Origin of the sequence: Rhodococcus tukisamuensis NBRC 100609 (genome assembly GCF_001894985.1) — a bacterium.
GTDB lineage: Bacteria > Actinomycetota > Actinomycetes > Mycobacteriales > Mycobacteriaceae > Rhodococcus_G > Rhodococcus_G tukisamuensis.
In genome coordinates this window covers 18,699-35,281 of sequence record NZ_BCXG01000020.1, presented here as the reverse complement: position 1 = coordinate 35,281, position 16,583 = coordinate 18,699, and the positions used below count along the sequence as shown (strand labels likewise).

The following is a 16,583-nucleotide window of genomic DNA, read 5'->3' as shown; positions in this document are numbered from 1 at the left end:
CCGCGGATGCCGCGGTAAGGGATGATGGCGGTGTGAGTAGAGCGGAAAAAGCGGAGGACCCCGGGGCCGGGGCGAGCGAAGCGGCGGGGGGAGTAGCTGCCGCGCAGGCGCCGCTGCGGATGCGGATGCTGGTGGCGATCGCCGCGACGATCCTGGTGCTGGACCTGGTGACCAAGGTCATCGCGGTGCGGTTCATCGATCCCGGCGACCCGATCGAGGTGGTCGGCGACGTGGTGCGACTGACCCTGATCCGCAACCCCGGTGCGGCCTTCTCGATGGCCACCGGGATGACCTGGCTGCTGACCCTGGTGGCGATCGGCGTGGTGGTCGGCGTCGTCAAGATCGGCCGGACCATGCGGTCGCCGTGGTGGGCGCTGGGCCTGGGCCTGGTGCTCGGCGGTGCGCTGGGCAACCTGATCGACCGGCTGTTCCGGGCGCCCGGACCGCTGCAGGGCCACGTCGTCGACTTCGTGTCGGTGGGCTGGTGGCCGGTGTTCAACGTCGCCGACTCGGCGATCGTCTGCGGCGCGATCCTGTTGGTCGCGCTCACGCTGTTCGGGCTGAACCCGGACGGCACCCGTGGCGACGACACGGCACACACCAACGCGTCGGACGGCAGCGCCGCCGACGCACCCGAGGGGAATTCTTGATGCGCGAGACACGATCGATGCCGGTGCCCGACGGGTTGGAGGGCATGCGGGTCGACGCCGGTCTGGCCCGGCTGCTCGGACTGTCCCGGACCGCGGTGGCGGCTCTCACCGACGAGGGCGCGGTGCTGATCGACGGCTCGGCGGTCGGGAAGTCCGACCGGCTGCCGTCGGGTGCCTGGCTGGAGGTGGAGCTGCCGGAGCCGGCACGCCCGCTGACCGTCGAGGCCCAGCCGGTGGAGGGCATGAACATCCTGTACGCCGACGACGACATCGTCGCGGTGGACAAGCCGGTCGGTGTCGCCGCGCACGCGAGCGTCGGCTGGACGGGGCCCACCGTGGTCGGCGGACTGGCCGCGGCCGGGTACCGCATCTCCACCTCCGGTGCGCACGAGCGTCAGGGCATCGTGCACCGGCTCGACGTCGGCACCTCCGGGGTGATGGTGGTGGCGACCAGTGAGCGGGCGTACACGGTGCTCAAGCGGGCGTTCAAGCAGCGCACCATCGACAAGCGGTACCACGCCCTGGTCCAGGGTCATCCGGACCCGAGCAGCGGCACCATCGACGCGCCGATCGGCAGGCACCGCAGCAACGACTGGAAGTTCGCGGTCACCGCGGACGGCAAGCCCAGCGTCACGCACTACGACACGGTGGAGGCGTTCCAGGCGGCCAGCCTGCTCGACGTCCACCTCGAGACCGGCCGCACCCACCAGATCCGGGTGCACTTCGCGGCGCTGCGTCATCCCTGCTGCGGGGACCTGACCTACGGCGCCGACCCGCGGCTCGCGGAGCGGCTCGGTCTCGAGCGGCAGTGGCTGCACGCCCGGCAGCTCGGCTTCGCGCACCCGGCGGACGGCCGCTGGATCGAGATCACCAGCGAGTACCCGAAGGACCTCCAGCACGCCCTCGAAGTACTGCGGAGTGCGTGACCGGACGCGGTCGGCGGCGACCGCCGGCTGCGTCCTTGCGCTGGTGGCGCTCGTGGTGGTGCTGGGCGTGCTGAACCCGCCACAACGCCCGCCCGTCGCCACGGACCGGCTCGGCCCGGACTCCGGCGAGCCGGTGGCGCAGTACCTGGACCGGGCCGCGGCCGGCCTCGCAGACCTGGACACGGGCACCGCCACCGCCGAGCACTGGGCGCTGGTGTCGTTGACGACCGAACGCACGGCACCCGACGCCTACCGGCTGGCGGCCGGGGTGCGGGTATCGGAACTGCTGTTCCGGGTCCCGCTGGACCGGGTCCAGACCCCGCTGGTCGTGGTCGGGGTCGCCGGCGAGCGGTCCGCGGCCCGTGCCGCGGCCGTGGCGGCCGGCCGGATGCAGGGCAGCGCCGGCGAATGGGACCGGCAGGCCCAGATCGACGCGGTCTCCGCGGCGCGGCTGTCCGCCGACTGTGCCTGTGTGGTCGGACTGACCGTGCGTGGCGACCCCGCGTCGCTGCGGGCGCTCGCGGCCACCCCGGGGGTGCGGTCCGTCGAGGCGCTGCCCGCGGACGCCGTCTTCGGCCGCTTTGCCGTGGTCCCGCTGCTGCCCGGGCAGACCGAGACCGTGGCCCCGGGCCCGGACGACGGCGAGGTGCCCCGCCGGTGAGAACTTCCCTGCCCGGTCAGTTTTGTTCGGTGTGCTTGCGCAGGAACTCGATGGTCCGCTCCAACGCCCACCTGCCGTCCTCGTTGTCGAGCTTGAACTGGTATTCGTGCCCGAGCGCCGGCTTGTGGTCGTCCGGGTAGAAGACGGTGGTGACGTCCACCCCGAGCCCGCGCAGCGTCTCGGCGAGCGGCACCGACTGGGAGTCGGTGAGCGGGTCGGCGTTGCCCCCGCTGACGTAGGTCGGCGGGAACTGCGCGGTCACGTGCCGGATCGTGGACATCTGCGCCACGGCGGCCGAGTCGCGCAAGTCCTTGGTGCCGATGTACGACCACGCCAACTGGTCCATGGCCCGTGCGAGGATTCCCGGCCCGCCGACCACCTTCGTCATGTCGTAGACACCGCAGTTGAGCACGACGCCGCGCAGCTGGTCGGGGCGCAGCGCGGGGGTGACCCCGACCTCGCGGGCGTAGTCCGGGTTGGTGATCAGCGCCGCGAGCTGGCTCGAGAGCTGGGCCCCGGCCGAGTCGCCCGCCAACACGATCCGAGTCGGGTCCACGTGCAGCCGTTCGGCGTTCGCGACCAGGTAGGCGTGCGCGTCGTTGAGCTGGTGCACGGGGGTGGGGTAGGTCTGCTCGGGGCCGAGTGAGTAGTCGAGCGAGACCACGGTGAAGCCGGCGGCCGCGAGCAGCCGGTAGTAGGGCGCGAAGTCGGTCTTGTGGCAGGAGATCCAGCCGCCGCCGTGGGTCCAGATCACCGTCGGCAGCGGGCCCGCCGCCGACTCGGGGAGGTAGACGTCGAGTCGGGCATCGGGGTCACCGTCCCGGTACTGCTGGTCCGTGACGCGGGCGACCCCAGCGGGCTCGTGCGCGCCGAGCGCCGCGGTGACGCGCGCAGCGTCCAACTCGAAGGCCCAGCGCACCGCCTTGGTGACCGGCCGCGGGGTGGTGCGGGCGACCATCACGCCTGCCGCCGCGGTCACCACGGGGACGGCGAGCCCGAACAACGCGAGCCGCCGCCGTCGCGCACGGGCGCGCGGCGCCCTCGAGTTGTCGCCGGCATCGGTCATGGTGGTTCCTTCCGTCCGTCCGCGGTGTCACGCCGTTCGGCGGCCGCGCGGACAGTCTCGCTCGGTCGGGGCTGGGTGGGGTACCCGCGCTGTGGACACCGACGCGGTCGATGGGCTTCCTGCCGCCGATCCCACGCTGTGCGCAACCTGCCCGGGAACTACAGCTGGGGCGCGGTGTGCGCCTTCAGGAACTCGACGGTTCGCTCGAGCGCGCGCGTGCCGTCCTCGTTGTCCAGATCGAACTGGTACTCGTGCGGCAGCGCCGGCTCGTGGTCGGCCGGGTAGAACACCGTGGTGACGTCGACGCCGAGACCGCCCAGCTTCTCGGCCAGCGGCTTGGACTGCTTGTCGGTCAGCGGGTCGCCGTTTCCACCGGCGATGTACGCGGGCGGGAACCGGTCGGAGACGTGGTGCAGCGTCGACATCTGCTGCACGGCGGTCGAGCCCGCGAAGTCCTTGGTCCCGGTGTACGCCCAGATCGACTCGTCGGCTCCCCAGCCGACGATGCCCGACCCGCCGACCATCCGGTTCACGTCGTAGATGCCGCAGTTGAGGACCACGCCGCGCAGCTGCTCCGGCCGCAGCGACGGGGTGATGCCGAGGTCGCGGGCGTAGTCCGGGTTGGTGACCAGGGTGGCGAGCTGGCTCGACAGCTGCGCTCCCGCGGAGTCCCCGGCCAGCACGATCCGGTTCGGGTCGACGTGCAGCCGCTCTGCGTTGGCGACCACGTAGGCGTGCGCGTCGTTGAGCTGGTTCACCGCGGTCGGGTAGGTGTGCCCAGGTCCGAGCGAGTAGCCGAGCGAGATCACGGTGAAGCCCTGCGAGGCGATCAGCTCGTAGTAGGTGGCGTAGTTGCTCTTGTCTCCGGAGACCCAGGCGCCGCCGTGGGTCCAGATCACGGTGGGCAGCGCGTCGGCGGTGCCGGCGACCCGGTCGGGGTGGTAGACGTCCAGGAAGGCGTCCGAGTCGCCGCCGCGGTACTGCTGGTCGGTGAGCGAGTCGACGCCGCCGGGTGCGTGCTTCTCGAGCGCGGTGGTCACCTTCTCTGCGCCGCGGTCGAACACGAAGCGCACCGCGAGGGTGCCGGGCCACGGGTTGACGGCAACGGCCAGCGCGGTCGTCGCGACCAGCGCGACGGGGACGCCCAACACCCAGGGCCAGCGCCGCCGGCGGGGCCGCGTCGGCGGTTCGGGGCTGGTCGTCGCGGTCGCGTCGGTGGTCTCCGGGGTGGCCATCCGGCCAGTATCGCCTACCGGGTTGGCGTGGTCGGGCAGCACCACGCCGAGGGTTGGCTCACACCGCGGCGCGGGGGCGGTGGAGCTGTCGGGGTGAACGCCTACACTCAGAGCGCTTCCAGTCATTCCCCGGTCGCACCTGGTCTGGCACGTACGAACATCGAAGGCGACCCGAGCACGGAGAGGCGCGCGTGGCTGACTCGTTCGTTCACCTGCACAATCACACCGAGTACTCGATGCTCGACGGCGCGGCGAAGGTCGCGCCGTTGTTCAAGGAGGCTCAGCGGCTCGGGATGACCGCGGTCGGCATGACCGACCACGGCAACATGTTCGGGGCGAGCGAGTTCTACAACGAGGCCAAGAAGCACGACATCACCCCGATCATCGGGATCGAGGCGTACATCGCGCCGGAGTCGCGGTTCAACACCAAGCGTGTGCTGTGGGGCGACCGCAGCCAGAAGTCGGACGACGTCTCCGGTAGCGGCGCCTACACCCACATGACGATGGTCGCGGAGAACGCGACCGGCGTCCGGAACCTGTTCAAGCTGTCCTCGCGGGCCTCGATCGAGGGCCAGCTCGGCAAGTGGGCCCGGATGGACGAGGAGATCATCGCCGAGCACCACGAGGGGATCATCGCCACCACCGGCTGCCCCTCCGGCGAGGTGCAGACCCGCCTGCGTCTGGGCCACGACCGCGAGGCACTCGAGGCCGCCGCCAAGTGGCAGGAGATCTGGGGCAAGGACAACTTCTTCCTGGAACTGATGGACCACGGGCTGTCCATCGAGCGCCGGGTCCGCGAGGGTCTGCTGCACATCGGCAAGCAGTTGGGAATCCCCCCGCTGGCGACCAACGACTGCCACTACGTCACCAAGGACGCCGCGGAGAACCACGAGGCGCTGCTGTGCATCCAGACCGGTAAGACGCTCAGCGATCCCACCCGGTTCAAGTTCGACGGCGACGGTTACTACCTCAAGTCTGCCGAGGAGATGCGCGCGATCTGGGACGACGAGGTGCCCGGTGCCTGCGACTCGACCCTGCTGATCGCCGAGCGCATCCAGCCCTACGACGACGTGTGGAAGCACCGCGACCGGATGCCGATCTTCCCGGTGCCGGAGGGCGAGACCCAGGCCAGCTGGCTGCGCAAGGAGGTGCTCGAAGGCCTCGACCGCCGCTTCCCGGGTGGCCCGCCGCAGGAGTATCTGGACCGGGCCGACTACGAGATCGACGTCATCAACGAGATGGGTTTCCCGGCCTACTTCCTGGTGGTCGGCGACCTCATCAACCACGCCAAGGAGGTCGGGATCCGTGTCGGCCCCGGCCGTGGCAGTGCCGCCGGTTCGCTGGTCGCCTACGCGATGGGCATCACCAACATCGACCCGATCCCGTACGGGCTGCTGTTCGAGCGGTTCCTCAACCCCGAGCGCGTCTCGATGCCGGACATCGACATCGACTTCGACGATCGACGCCGCGGCGAGATGGTCCGCTACGCCACGGAGAAGTGGGGCAGCGACCGCGTCGCGCAGGTCATCACGTTCGGCACCATCAAGACGAAGGCCGCGATCAAGGACTCGGCCCGAGTCCAGTTCGGCCAGCCGGGGTTTGCCATCGCGGACCAGATCACCAAGGCGCTGCCGCCGCCGATCATGGCCAAGGACATCTCGGTGTCCGGCATCACCGACCCGGAGCACGAGCGCTACAAGGAGGCCGTCGAGGTCCGGGCGCTGATCGACTCCAACCCGGACATCGCGAAGATCTACCAGACCGCCAAGGGCCTCGAGGGCCTGATCCGCAACGCGGGCGTGCATGCCTGCGCGGTGATCATGTCCTCCGAGCCGCTGACCGACGCGATCCCGGTCTGGAAGCGCGCGCAGGACGGCGCGATCATCACCGGCTGGGACTACCCGTCGTGTGAGGACATCGGCCTGCTCAAGATGGACTTCCTGGGCCTGCGGAACCTCACGGTGATCGGCGACGCGCTCGAGAACATCAAGGCGAACCGGGGCATCGACCTGGACCTGGACTCGCTGCCGATGGACGACCCGGCCACCTACGAGCTGCTCTCGCGCGGGGACACGCTCGGCGTGTTCCAGCTCGACGGCGGCGGCATGCGGGAGCTGCTGAAGCTGATGCAGCCGACCGGCTTCGGCGACATCGTCGCCGCCCTCGCGCTGTACCGTCCCGGCCCGATGGGCATGAACGCGCACACCTCCTACGCCAAGCGCAAGAACAACCTGGAGGAAGTCAGCCCGATCCACCCCGAGCTGGAGGAACCCCTCAAGGAGATCCTCTCGGAGACGTACGGCCTGATCATCTATCAGGAGCAGATCATGCAGCTGGCCCAGAAGGTGGCCGGCTACTCGCTCGGACGAGCAGACATCCTGCGCCGCGCCATGGGCAAGAAGAAGCAGTCGGTGCTCGAGGCCGAGTTCGAGGGCTTCGAGGCGGGCATGCTGGAGAACGGGTTCGGCGCCAAGGCAATCAAGGCGCTGTGGGACACCGTGCTCCCGTTTGCCGGTTACGCGTTCAACAAGTCGCACTCCGCCGGGTACGGACTCGTCTCCTACTGGACTGCCTACCTCAAGGCCAACTACCCGGCCGAGTACATGGCCGGCCTGCTCACCTCGGTCGGCGACGACAAGGACAAGTCCGCGATCTACCTCGCGGACTGCCGGAAGATGGGCATCACCGTGATGCCGCCGGACGTCAACGAGTCCGCGGTCAACTTCGCCTCCGTGGGCAGTGACATCCGCTTCGGCATGGGCGCGGTGCGCAACGTGGGTGCCAACGTGGTGGCCTCGATCATCAAGGCGCGCAACGAGAAGTCGAAGTACACCGACTTCTCCGACTACCTCAACAAGATCGACGTGATCGCCTGCAACAAGAAGGTCACCGAGTCCCTGATCAAGTCCGGTGCGTTCGACTCGCTCGGGCACCCGCGCAAGGGCCTGTTCCTGGTCCACACCGACGCCATCGACTCGGTGCTGGGCACCAAGAAGGCCGAGGCGGTCGGTCAGTTCGACCTGTTCGGGGATGCCGGTGGCGGCGGGGACGAGTCACTGTCCTCGGTGTTCGCGATCAAGGTCCCGGACGAGGAGTGGGACACCAAGCACCGCCTGGCGTTGGAGCGGGAGATGTTGGGGCTCTACGTCTCCGGGCACCCGCTCAACGGGGTCGAGCACATCCTGCGGCAGCAGTCCGACACCTCGATCGCCTCGATTCTCGAGGGCGAGGTCAAGGACGGCGCGCAGGTGACCATCGGCGGCATCGTCGCCTCGGTGGACCGACGGGTGAACAAGAAGGGCCAGCTGTGGTGCATCATCCAGCTGGAGGACCTCATCGGCGGCATCGAGGTGCTGTTCTTCCCGCAGGCGTACGCGGTGTACGGCATGGACATCGCCGAGGACTCCATCGTGTTGGTCAAGGCGCGGGTGTCGATCCGGGACGACCGGATGTCGTTGATCGGCAACGACCTCGCGGTTCCGGACCTGTCGGCGGTCGGCGTGGCGAAGCCGGTCGCGGTGAGCCTGCCGACGCGGCTGTGCACACCCGAGAAGGTGGGGGCGCTCAAGCAGGTGCTGACCCGCCACCCGGGTACCTCGGACGTCCACCTGCGGCTGATCAGTGGGGACCGGATCACCATGCTCAAGCTGGACGACAGCCTGCGGGTGGAGCCGTCGTCCGCACTGATGGGCGACCTGAAGGCGCTGCTCGGGTCGAACTGTCTGACGGTCTGAGGGCCTGGCGGGGCGGGGCCGGGGCCGGCGGGTGTCAGTCCCGGACGCGGGCCCAGTAGGCCCGACGGACCCACCACGCGGTCACCGTCGCGGCGGCGGCCGCGAGGACGGCAGGCTGCAGGGTCGCCGTCGTCGCCAGGATCACCACGAACACCAGCACGCCGACCGCCAGGGCCTCGAGCTTGTAGAGCGGCCAGGCGGTGCCGGCCAGGTCGACGGTGTGCGCGCTGCGCGGCGCGCCGGGGCGCGGCGCAAGCAGGCGGTCGACGGTGGTCATGGGATCAGGCTACGTGAAATCTCGAGTTCGGGTCAACGAACATTTCAGTTCGAGTCGTTGATCTCGCGCGTCACGCTGTGTCGACGAGGGCGCGGGGTGTTGACTGGACGTCATGCCTCTCACCGGTGAGTACGAACCCAGTCCGAGCACATGGGCCGCCGACCAGGTCGATCTCTACGAGCGCTCCGGCGGTAGGGAGGGGACGGAGATGCAGGGCAAGCCCGTCGTCATCCTCACGACCAAGGGCGCCAAGTCCGGCAAGCTCCGCAAGAGCCCGCTGATGCGGGTCGAGCACGACGGCGAGTACGCCGTCGTGGCCTCGCTGGGCGGCGCGCCGACGCACCCGGTCTGGTACCACAACGTGGTCGCGGACCCGCACGTGGAACTGCAGGACGGCCCGGTCAAGAAGGACATGACCGCACGCGAGGTCACCGGCGACGAGAAGGCGGTGTGGTGGGAGCGCGCTGTCGCGGCGTGGCCCGACTACGCGGAGTACCAGAAGAAGACCGATCGCCAGATCCCGGTCTTCGTGCTCACCCCGCACTAGGCCCGTTCCACGCAGTTGGCCAGTTCCACCGACACCCCAGGTCGCCTGCCCGGGTCGGCAGGGGATCTCCGTGTCGGGCGACGGTGGGCTGGCGATGCTGCTGGGGGAGCTGGTGACGGTGGCGGCCTGCCGGCGGCCAGGTCAAGGGTTTCGCGCTCGCGATGTCGCGGATGGTGATGAACGGCGGGGTGGGCGAGGCGGTGCGGATGGCGAAGTCGAATCTGCGGAACATTCCGCGGCCGTCACAGTTCGATCCGCGTGCTTGAGCGGGGCGGGTACGCGGCCCGGGCGGCGAGGTGGCAGCATAATTGGGTGTCCAACTCGCCCGAACTCGCTGACCTGAAGGCCGCGCCGCTCGACGCGCGCGAAATCGACGCCGCCGCCAAGCGAATTTCCGGCGTGGTGGAAGCCACGCCGCTGCAGCTGAGCCCGCGACTGTCGGAGCTCATCGGAGCCAAGGTGTACCTCAAGCGCGAGGACCTGCAGGTGGTCCGCTCGTTCAAGCTGCGCGGCGCCTACAACCTGATCGTCCAGCTGGACGCGGAGGAACGCGCCGCCGGTGTGGTCTGCGCCAGCGCCGGAAACCACGCGCAGGGCGTCGCATACGCCTGCCGGACGATGGGCATCCGCGGCCGTATCTACGTGCCGGCCAACACCCCCCGGCAGAAGCGGGACCGGATCCGCGCGCACGGCGGCGAGTTCGTCGAACTGATCGCGATCGGGGACACCTACGACGCGGCCGCGGCCGCGGCGGACGAGGACGTGCGGAGCACCGGTGCGACGATCGTGCCGCCGTTCGACGACCCCCGCACGGCGGCGGGCCAGGGCACCATCGCCGCGGAGATCCTCGAGCAGCTCGGCACCGAGCTCGGCACGGTGATCGTCCCGGTGGGCGGCGGCGGCCTCATCGCCGGAATCGCCACCTACCTGCACGAGCGGTCCCCGCACACCGCGATCGTCGGTGTCGAGCCGAGCGGTGCGGCGTCGATGACCGCGGCACTGGTCGCGGGCGCACCGGTCACCCTGCCCGAGATCGACCCCTTCGTCGACGGCACGGCCGTCCGGCGGATCGGGAACCTGCCGTACCAGGTGATGTCGGCCCTCGGCGCGGGTGTGGTCTCGCACGGGTCGCTGCCGCTGGTGGCGCAGCCGCGCTCCGGGGTGCCGGGCGAGGGCACGTTCGCGATGATCCACACCGACGAGGGCGCGGTCTGCACATCGATGCTCGAGCTCTACCAGAACGAGGGCATCATCGCCGAGCCGTCGGGTGCGCTGTCGGTGGCGGCGTTGCGCCACGTCAACGTCGAGCCGGGTTCCACCGTCGTGTGCCTGATCTCGGGTGGCAACAACGACGTCTCGCGCTACGGCGAGATCCTCGAACGGTCCCTGGTCCACCTCGGGCTCAAGCACTACTTCCTCGTGGACTTCCCGCAGGAGCCGGGCGCGCTGCGCAGGTTCCTCGACGAGGTGCTCGGCCCGGACGACGACATCACCCTGTTCGAGTACGTCAAGCGCAACAACCGGGAAACCGGCGAGGCGCTGGTCGGAATCCAACTCGGCGCGGCGTCGGGGCTGCCGTCGCTGCTCGAGCGGATGGCGGACTCGCGCATGCACGTCGAGCAGCTCGAGCCGGGGTCGCCGGCGTACCGCTACCTGACCTAGGCGTCCGGCGGGCACTAGACTCCGCTGTCATGGGCGCGCTGTTCGCGATGACGATCCCGGGGCTGGTGGTCCTGCTGGTCGTGCTCGCCTTCGCCGAGACCCTGTGGAACCGGATGACCGGCGGCCGGGCGCTGCCCTGGACCCGGCGGCGCGGTGGCAGGACGGTCGCGGCGACGGGTTTCGAAGAGGTCACCGCCCTGTTCCAGGGTTCCAAGCTGCACGAGTTCGAGCAGCGGCAGAGCGCGCTGATGCACCGCGAGGAGGCGGGCGACGCGGCGCCGCCGCGGGTGCGCGTCGACATCGACGCGAACACGGTGGTGTTGCGCGGCGGGAACGGCTGATCCGGGCGGCGCGATGACGGAACTCCGGTACCGACTGCCGCAGCGGCGCGAACTGGTCAGCGAGGTTCCGGGTCCGCGGTCGCGAGCCCTCGACGTCCGGCGGCGGGCGGCGGTGGCGGCAGGGGTCGGGTCCAGCGTTCCGGTGTACGCCGCCGACGCGGACGGCGCCGTGGTGATCGACGTGGACGGCAACTCATTCCTCGACCTGGGTGCCGGCATTGCGGTCACCAGCGTCGGTGCCTCCAATTCCGCGGTCGCGCAGGCGGTCTCGGAACAGGTCGCGCATTTCGCGCACACCTGCTTCATGGTCACCCCGTACGAGGGCTACGTGCGGGTCGCCGAGGAACTGGCGGCGCTGACCCCGGGCGAGCACGAGAAGCGGTCGGTGCTGTTCAACTCCGGCGCCGAGGCGGTGGAGAACGCGGTCAAGGTGGCGAGGCTGGCCACCGGCCGCGCCGCCGTCGTCGCGTTCGATCACGCCTACCACGGGCGGACCAACCTGACGATGGCGTTGACCGCGAAGTCGATGCCGTACAAGGCGCATTTCGGTCCGTTCGCCCCGGAGATCTACCGGATGCCGATGTCCTACCCGTTCCGCGACGAGCCCGGGCTCACCGGTGAGCGGGCCGCGCGCCGGGTGGTCAGCCGCATCGACAAGCAGATCGGCGCCGACAGCGTGGCCGCGATCGTCCTCGAGCCCATTCAGGGGGAGGGCGGGTTCATCGTTCCCGCACCGGGATTCCTGCCGGCACTGGCGCAGTGGGCACGGACCAACGGCGTGGTGTTCGTCGCCGACGAGGTGCAGACCGGGTTCGCCCGTACCGGCAGGTGGTTCGCCAGCGAGCACGAGGACGTGGTGCCCGACATCGTCACCATGGCCAAGGGGATCGCGGGTGGCCTGCCGCTGGCCGCGATCACCGGCCGGGCCGACCTGCTCGACGCGGTGCACCCCGGCGGGCTCGGAGGCACCTACGGGGGCAACCCGGTTGCCTGTGCCGCGGCCCTGGCCGCGATCGACTTCATGCGGGCACACGACCTGCCGGCGCGGGCCCGCCGCATCGAGGCGATCGCGCTGCCCCGGCTGCGCGCGCTCGCCGCCGAGTGCGACGCGGTCGGCGACGTCCGCGGTCGCGGCGCGATGCTGGCGATGGAATTCGTCGAACCCGGTGGCGCCGAGCCGGATCCGGAGCTCACCAGGGCGGTCGCGGCCAAGGCGCTCGAACAGGGCGTCATCCTGCTCACCTGCGGCACCTACGGCAACGTGATCCGGCTGCTGCCGCCGCTGGTGATCGGTGACGACCTGCTCGGTGATGCGCTCGACGTGCTCGAGGCGGTCGTCCGCGCGGTGGCCTGACAGCCGAACGCCCCGCAGCCCGGGTGGGGGCTGCGGGGCATCGGGTGCTGCGGGGTGTCAGTTGGTGGTGATGGTGAAGCCGCTGCCGACGATGTTCCGAGTTGAGCTAGTCGGTCGCCCTGTCGCGCCCGAGCAGCCGGTCCACGACCTTCCGGTGCAGCTCCGGGTCGGGCTGAGGGAGGCCCATCAGGGCGGCGAGGTAGAGGCCGTCGCCGGCGAGCCGGACGATCTCGGCCTGGACCGGGTCGGAAATCTCGGCGCGCAGGCCGTCGTCCCAGGACCGCATCATGTCGATGACGGCCTGCTGGATCTCGCCCTGTTGGCCGTCGACCGACCGCAGTGCGGCGATGGTGGACTGGAAGAGGGCGAGCTCGTTGGTGCTGCTGGCGTCCACCGTCTGCAGGTACCACTCGGCGACCGAGTTGCCGGACTCTGCGAGTTGCTTGTCGGACCGTTCGCCGAGGCGTCGGACCATGCCTGCGATCAGGGCGTCCTTGCTGCGGAAGTGGTAGAGCAGCCCGCCCTTGGAGACGCCGGCCGTGGCCGCGACCGCCTCGAGGGTGATGTGCGACAGCCCGCGGTCGAGCAGCAATTTCTCGAGCGCGTCGAGGATGCGGTCGCGGGTGCTGGGTGCGTCTGGGTCGGTTGTTGCTGTCACGAACATCACTGTACCGGCTGGACGGTTCACTGTTAATCTGGATGGGCAACTGTACCGGCTGGACGGTTTAGTCCGTACGGGTCGCGGTGGCCGCATCAATCGCTACGACATTCAATGGGAGAAATCGTGTCTGTCCGCACGGACATCCGCCTGCAGGAGAGCCCGCTCGACGTGCGGGCGACCGCGCGCGACTGGGTCGGCCTCGTCGTGCTCGCGTTCGCCGTGCTGTTGATCTCCGTCGACGCCACGGTCCTGGACCTGGCGCTGCCGTTCATCAGCGCCGACCTCGCGCCGACCGGCAACGAGTTGCTCTGGATCATCGACGTGTACTCCTTCGTCCTCGCCGGCCTGCTCATCACCATGGGCACCCTCGGCGACCGGGTCGGTCGCCGTCGCCTGCTGCTGATCGGCGCCGCCGGATTCGGCATCGCCTCGCTCATCGCAGCCTGGTCGGTGAGCCCCGAGATGCTGATCGCGGCACGGGTGCTGCAGGGCATCTCCGGCGCCACCCTGATGCCGGCGACGCTCGGCCTGATCCGCACCATGTTCGTCAACCCGCGTCAGCGCACCACCGCGATCGCGGTGTGGGGCGCGATGGCCAGTGGCGGCGCGGCGGCCGGCCCGCTGGTGGGCGGCTGGCTGCTCGAGCACTTCTGGTGGGGTTCGGTGTTCCTGGTGAACATCCCGGTGATGTTGGGCCTGATCCTGTTGGGGCCGATCGTGATTCCCGAGTCGAAGGACCCGAACCCGGGCAAGTTCGACCTGCCCAGCGCCGGCCTGTCGATCCTGACCCTGGTGCCGCTGGTCTACGCGGTCAAGGAGACGGTGGTGCACGGGCCGAGCGTGACCTACGCGGTTGCCGCTCTGGTGGGCCTGGCGTCCGGATTTGCCTTCGTGCACCGTCAGCGGGTCCTCGCGGACCCGATGGTGGACCTGAGCCTGTTTGCGCGGCCGGCGTTCTCGACGGCGGTGCTGACCAATCTGCTGTCGATCTTCGCGATGGCGGGCGTGCTGTTCTTCGGCTCGCAGTACCTGCAGTTGGTGCTGGGCAACTCGCCGTTGCAGGCCGGGCTGTTGATGCTGCCCGGAACCGCGATGAGCATGGTGTTCGCGTTGCTGGCGGCGTGGTTCGTCCGGCGCTGGCAGCCGGGCACGGTGCTCACCGTCGGCCTGATGATGTCCGCGCTCGGCACCGCGATCCTGACGTTCCTCCGGGTCGACGGCGGTGCCGGAATGTTCGTGGTCGGTTTCATGCTGGCCGGGGCCGGCGTCGGCATGGCGTTGACGCTCACCTCCGACCTGGTGGTCGGCGCGGTGGAACCGGAACGGGCGGGTGCCGCGTCGGCGGTGTCCGAGACCGCGTACGAGCTGGGCGTCGCCCTGGGCGTGGCGGTCCTGGGCAGCGTCGTGATGGCGATCTACCGGCGCGGGCTCGACGTGTCCGCGCTGAGCGCGGAGGCCGGCGCCGCCGCCCACGACACCCTCGGCGGTGCCGTGGCCTACGCGAAGTCGGTCCCGGCCGAGATCGGCACGCAGGTCCTCGATGCCGCGCAGTCCGCATTCGTCGACGGCATGCACGTGGCGGCGGTGGTGACCGCCGTGGTGCTGCTCGCCAACGCGGTGCTGGTGTTCCGGATGATGCGCTCGCGCTAGCCCACGTCAGTTTTCATCCACGCGGCCCGCGTCAGTTTCATTGACGCGGGCCGCGTCAGCTTCATGGGCGTGGCCCGCGTCGAGGATCGCGAAGGAGTGCCCCGGGAGTACGGTCGCCGCGCCGGTCTCGTCCTGGCTGGGCGGCTCCCACCACACCAGTGGGCGGCCGCCGACCGGGACGGTCACCGGCCCCGGGCCGAGGTTGCACGCCACCCGGAGACCGCCGCGGTGCAGCACGATCCAGCGCCGCTCCTCGTCGTAGTCGACGGCCAGGTGCTCGAGCCACGGGTCGGTGAGCTCGGGGCGACGGGCGCGTAGGTCGATGAGCTTGCGGTAGCAGTCGAGCAGCGCCGCGTGCGGCGGGCGGCCCAGTTCGTTCCAGTCCAGCTTGGACCTCAGGAACGTCTGCGGGTCCTGCGGGTCGGGGATGTCGGCGCTGTCCCAGCCGTGGTCGGCGAACTCGTCGGCGCGGCCGAGCGCGGTCGCCCGGGCCAGGTCCGGCTCGGGGTGCGAGGTGAAGAACTGGAACGGGCTGCTCGCGCCCCACTCCTCGCCCATGAACAGCATCGGCGTGTACGGCGACCCGAGGATCAGCGCGGCCTTGACGGCCAGCTGGCCGGGGGAGAGGTAGTGCCCGGGGCGGTCGCCGGTGGCGCGGTTGCCGATCTGGTCGTGGGTGCAGGTGTACGCGAGCAGCGCGCTGGCCGGGGTGCGGCGCACGTCGAGGGGGCGGCCGTGCAGGCGACCGCGGAAGCTGGAGTAGGTGCCGGCGTGGAAGAAGCCCTGCCGCAACGTGTTCGCCAGGCCCTGCAGCGAACCGAAGTCGCCGTAGTAGCCATGCCGTTCACCGGAGACGGCGGCGTGCACGGCATGGTGGATGTCGTCGTTCCACTGGGCGTCGAGGCCGTAGCCGCCCGCGGAGCGGGACGTGACGAGGGTGGGGTCGTTGAGGTCGCTCTCCGCGATCAGGGTCAGTGGTCGTCGCAGATGGGTTGACAGGGTGTGGGTCTCGACGGCGAGCTGCTCGAGCAGGTGCGTGGCGGTGCGGTCCTCGAGCGCATGCACGGCGTCGAGCCGGAGGCCGTCGAGGTGGAACTCGTGCATCCAGCGCAGGGCGTTGTCGACGATGTACCGGCGGACCTCGTCCGACGACGGCCCGGCGATGTTCACCGAACGGCCCCACGGGGTCGCGGTGTCCGACTGGTACGGACCGAATCGGTCGAGGTAGTTTCCGGACGGTCCGAGGTGGTTGTAGACGACGTCGAGGAGGACGCCGAGGCCGCGGCGGTGGCAGGCGTTCACCAGGCGCTGCAGGCCGTCCGGGCCGCCGTAGGCCTCGTGCACCGCGTACCAGAGGACGCCGTCGTACCCCCAGTTGTGCTCGCCGTTGAAGGCGTTGACGGGCATCAGTTCCACGAAGCCGACGCCGAGTTCGACGAGGTGGTCCAGGCGTCGTGCCGCCGCGTCGAAGGTGCCCTCCGGGGTGAAGGTGCCGACGTGGAGTTCGTAGACGACGTTGCCGGCGAGCTGGCGGCCGGTCCAGTCCCTGTCGCCCCAGGCCTCGGGGTCGAGGGTGTGCAGCTGCGACGGCGCGTGCACGCCGTCGGGTTGGCGCGGCGAACGTGGGTCGGGCAGGACGGTCTCGGAGTCGTCGAGGACGAAGCCGTACCGGCTGTCCTGGTCGGCCGGGAGGGCGGTTCGCCACCAGCCGTCGGCCTCGCGAGACATGGGATGCAGCGTGCCGTCCAGGTACAGCCGGACCCGTCGCGGGAGGGGCGCCCAGACCTCGAAGTTGTGCACGGAAGCCATGTCCCCAGCA

General features: G+C 70.1%; 14 protein-coding genes. 9 read left to right on the top strand and 5 right to left on the bottom strand.

The annotated features are described in order from the left end of the window. Positions 1-119: 119 nt before the first annotated feature. From lspA to RT2_RS18405, 3 genes are read left to right on the top strand one after another with little or no spacing between them, the layout of a single operon-like run. The gene (gene lspA, locus RT2_RS18415; protein ID WP_217635625.1) at positions 120-650 is read left to right on the top strand and encodes a signal peptidase II; all 531 of its coding nucleotides are present in this window, start codon (positions 120-122) and stop codon (positions 648-650) included. After that, complete coding sequence (locus RT2_RS18410) at positions 650-1,576, top strand: RluA family pseudouridine synthase (protein ID WP_072846251.1); 927 nt, start codon at positions 650-652, stop codon at positions 1,574-1,576. The genes lspA and RT2_RS18410 overlap by 1 nt, the downstream gene beginning before the upstream one ends. Continuing rightward, positions 1,569-2,237 carry a hypothetical protein gene (locus RT2_RS18405; RefSeq protein WP_072846250.1) on the top strand — a complete coding sequence of 223 codons (669 nt, stop codon included), beginning with the start codon at positions 1,569-1,571 and terminating at the stop codon, positions 2,235-2,237. The genes RT2_RS18410 and RT2_RS18405 overlap by 8 nt, the downstream gene beginning before the upstream one ends. 16 nt (positions 2,238-2,253) lie before the next feature. Here RT2_RS18405 and RT2_RS18400 read toward each other — a convergent pair whose 3' ends face one another. Together RT2_RS18400 and RT2_RS18395 are read right to left on the bottom strand one after the other, a co-directional pair. Continuing rightward, the gene (locus RT2_RS18400; RefSeq protein ID WP_072846249.1) at positions 2,254-3,303 is read right to left on the bottom strand and encodes an alpha/beta hydrolase; all 1,050 of its coding nucleotides are present in this window, start codon (positions 3,301-3,303) and stop codon (positions 2,254-2,256) included. Positions 3,304-3,461: 158 nt separating this feature from the next. Next, complete coding sequence (locus RT2_RS18395) at positions 3,462-4,538, bottom strand: alpha/beta hydrolase (protein WP_072846248.1); 1,077 nt, start codon at positions 4,536-4,538, stop codon at positions 3,462-3,464. A 191-nt stretch (positions 4,539-4,729) separates the two neighbouring features. On the opposite strand from RT2_RS18395, the gene dnaE reads away from it, so the two are divergent. Beyond that, positions 4,730-8,272: a DNA polymerase III subunit alpha gene (gene dnaE, locus RT2_RS18390; protein WP_072846247.1), complete on the top strand. Its 3,543-nt coding sequence runs from the start codon at positions 4,730-4,732 to the stop codon at positions 8,270-8,272. A 34-nt stretch (positions 8,273-8,306) separates the two neighbouring features. Here dnaE and RT2_RS18385 read toward each other — a convergent pair whose 3' ends face one another. Then, positions 8,307-8,549, bottom strand: a complete 243-nt coding sequence (locus RT2_RS18385) for a hypothetical protein (protein WP_072846246.1) — start codon at positions 8,547-8,549, stop codon at positions 8,307-8,309. A 112-nt stretch (positions 8,550-8,661) separates the two neighbouring features. Between RT2_RS18385 and RT2_RS18380 the strand changes: the two genes are divergently transcribed. From RT2_RS18380 to gabT, 4 genes are all read left to right on the top strand, one after another. Continuing rightward, positions 8,662-9,096, top strand: a complete 435-nt coding sequence (locus RT2_RS18380; RefSeq protein ID WP_072846245.1) for a nitroreductase family deazaflavin-dependent oxidoreductase — start codon at positions 8,662-8,664, stop codon at positions 9,094-9,096. A gap of 312 nt (positions 9,097-9,408) precedes the next feature. Continuing rightward, positions 9,409-10,758, top strand: a complete 1,350-nt coding sequence (gene ilvA, locus RT2_RS18375) for a threonine ammonia-lyase IlvA (protein WP_072846244.1) — start codon at positions 9,409-9,411, stop codon at positions 10,756-10,758. A 29-nt stretch (positions 10,759-10,787) separates the two neighbouring features. Next, a complete protein-coding gene (locus RT2_RS18370) occupies positions 10,788-11,099 on the top strand; it encodes a DUF6191 domain-containing protein (RefSeq protein ID WP_072846243.1) in 312 nt (103 codons plus the stop codon). 13 nt (positions 11,100-11,112) lie between these two features. After that, a complete protein-coding gene (gene gabT, locus RT2_RS18365; RefSeq protein ID WP_072846242.1) occupies positions 11,113-12,453 on the top strand; it encodes a 4-aminobutyrate--2-oxoglutarate transaminase in 1,341 nt (446 codons plus the stop codon). Between the two features lie 106 nt (positions 12,454-12,559). On the opposite strand, the gene RT2_RS18360 is transcribed toward gabT, so the two are convergent. Continuing rightward, a complete protein-coding gene (locus RT2_RS18360; protein WP_072846241.1) occupies positions 12,560-13,117 on the bottom strand; it encodes a TetR/AcrR family transcriptional regulator in 558 nt (185 codons plus the stop codon). A gap of 120 nt (positions 13,118-13,237) precedes the next feature. On the opposite strand from RT2_RS18360, the gene RT2_RS18355 reads away from it, so the two are divergent. Further along, entirely contained in the window at positions 13,238-14,764 is a 1,527-nt protein-coding gene (locus RT2_RS18355; RefSeq protein ID WP_245709492.1) for an MFS transporter, read from the top strand. Between the two features lie 6 nt (positions 14,765-14,770). On the opposite strand, the gene treZ is transcribed toward RT2_RS18355, so the two are convergent. Then, positions 14,771-16,564, bottom strand: a complete 1,794-nt coding sequence (gene treZ / locus RT2_RS18350) for a malto-oligosyltrehalose trehalohydrolase (protein ID WP_083577478.1) — start codon at positions 16,562-16,564, stop codon at positions 14,771-14,773. Positions 16,565-16,583 lie beyond the last annotated feature (19 nt).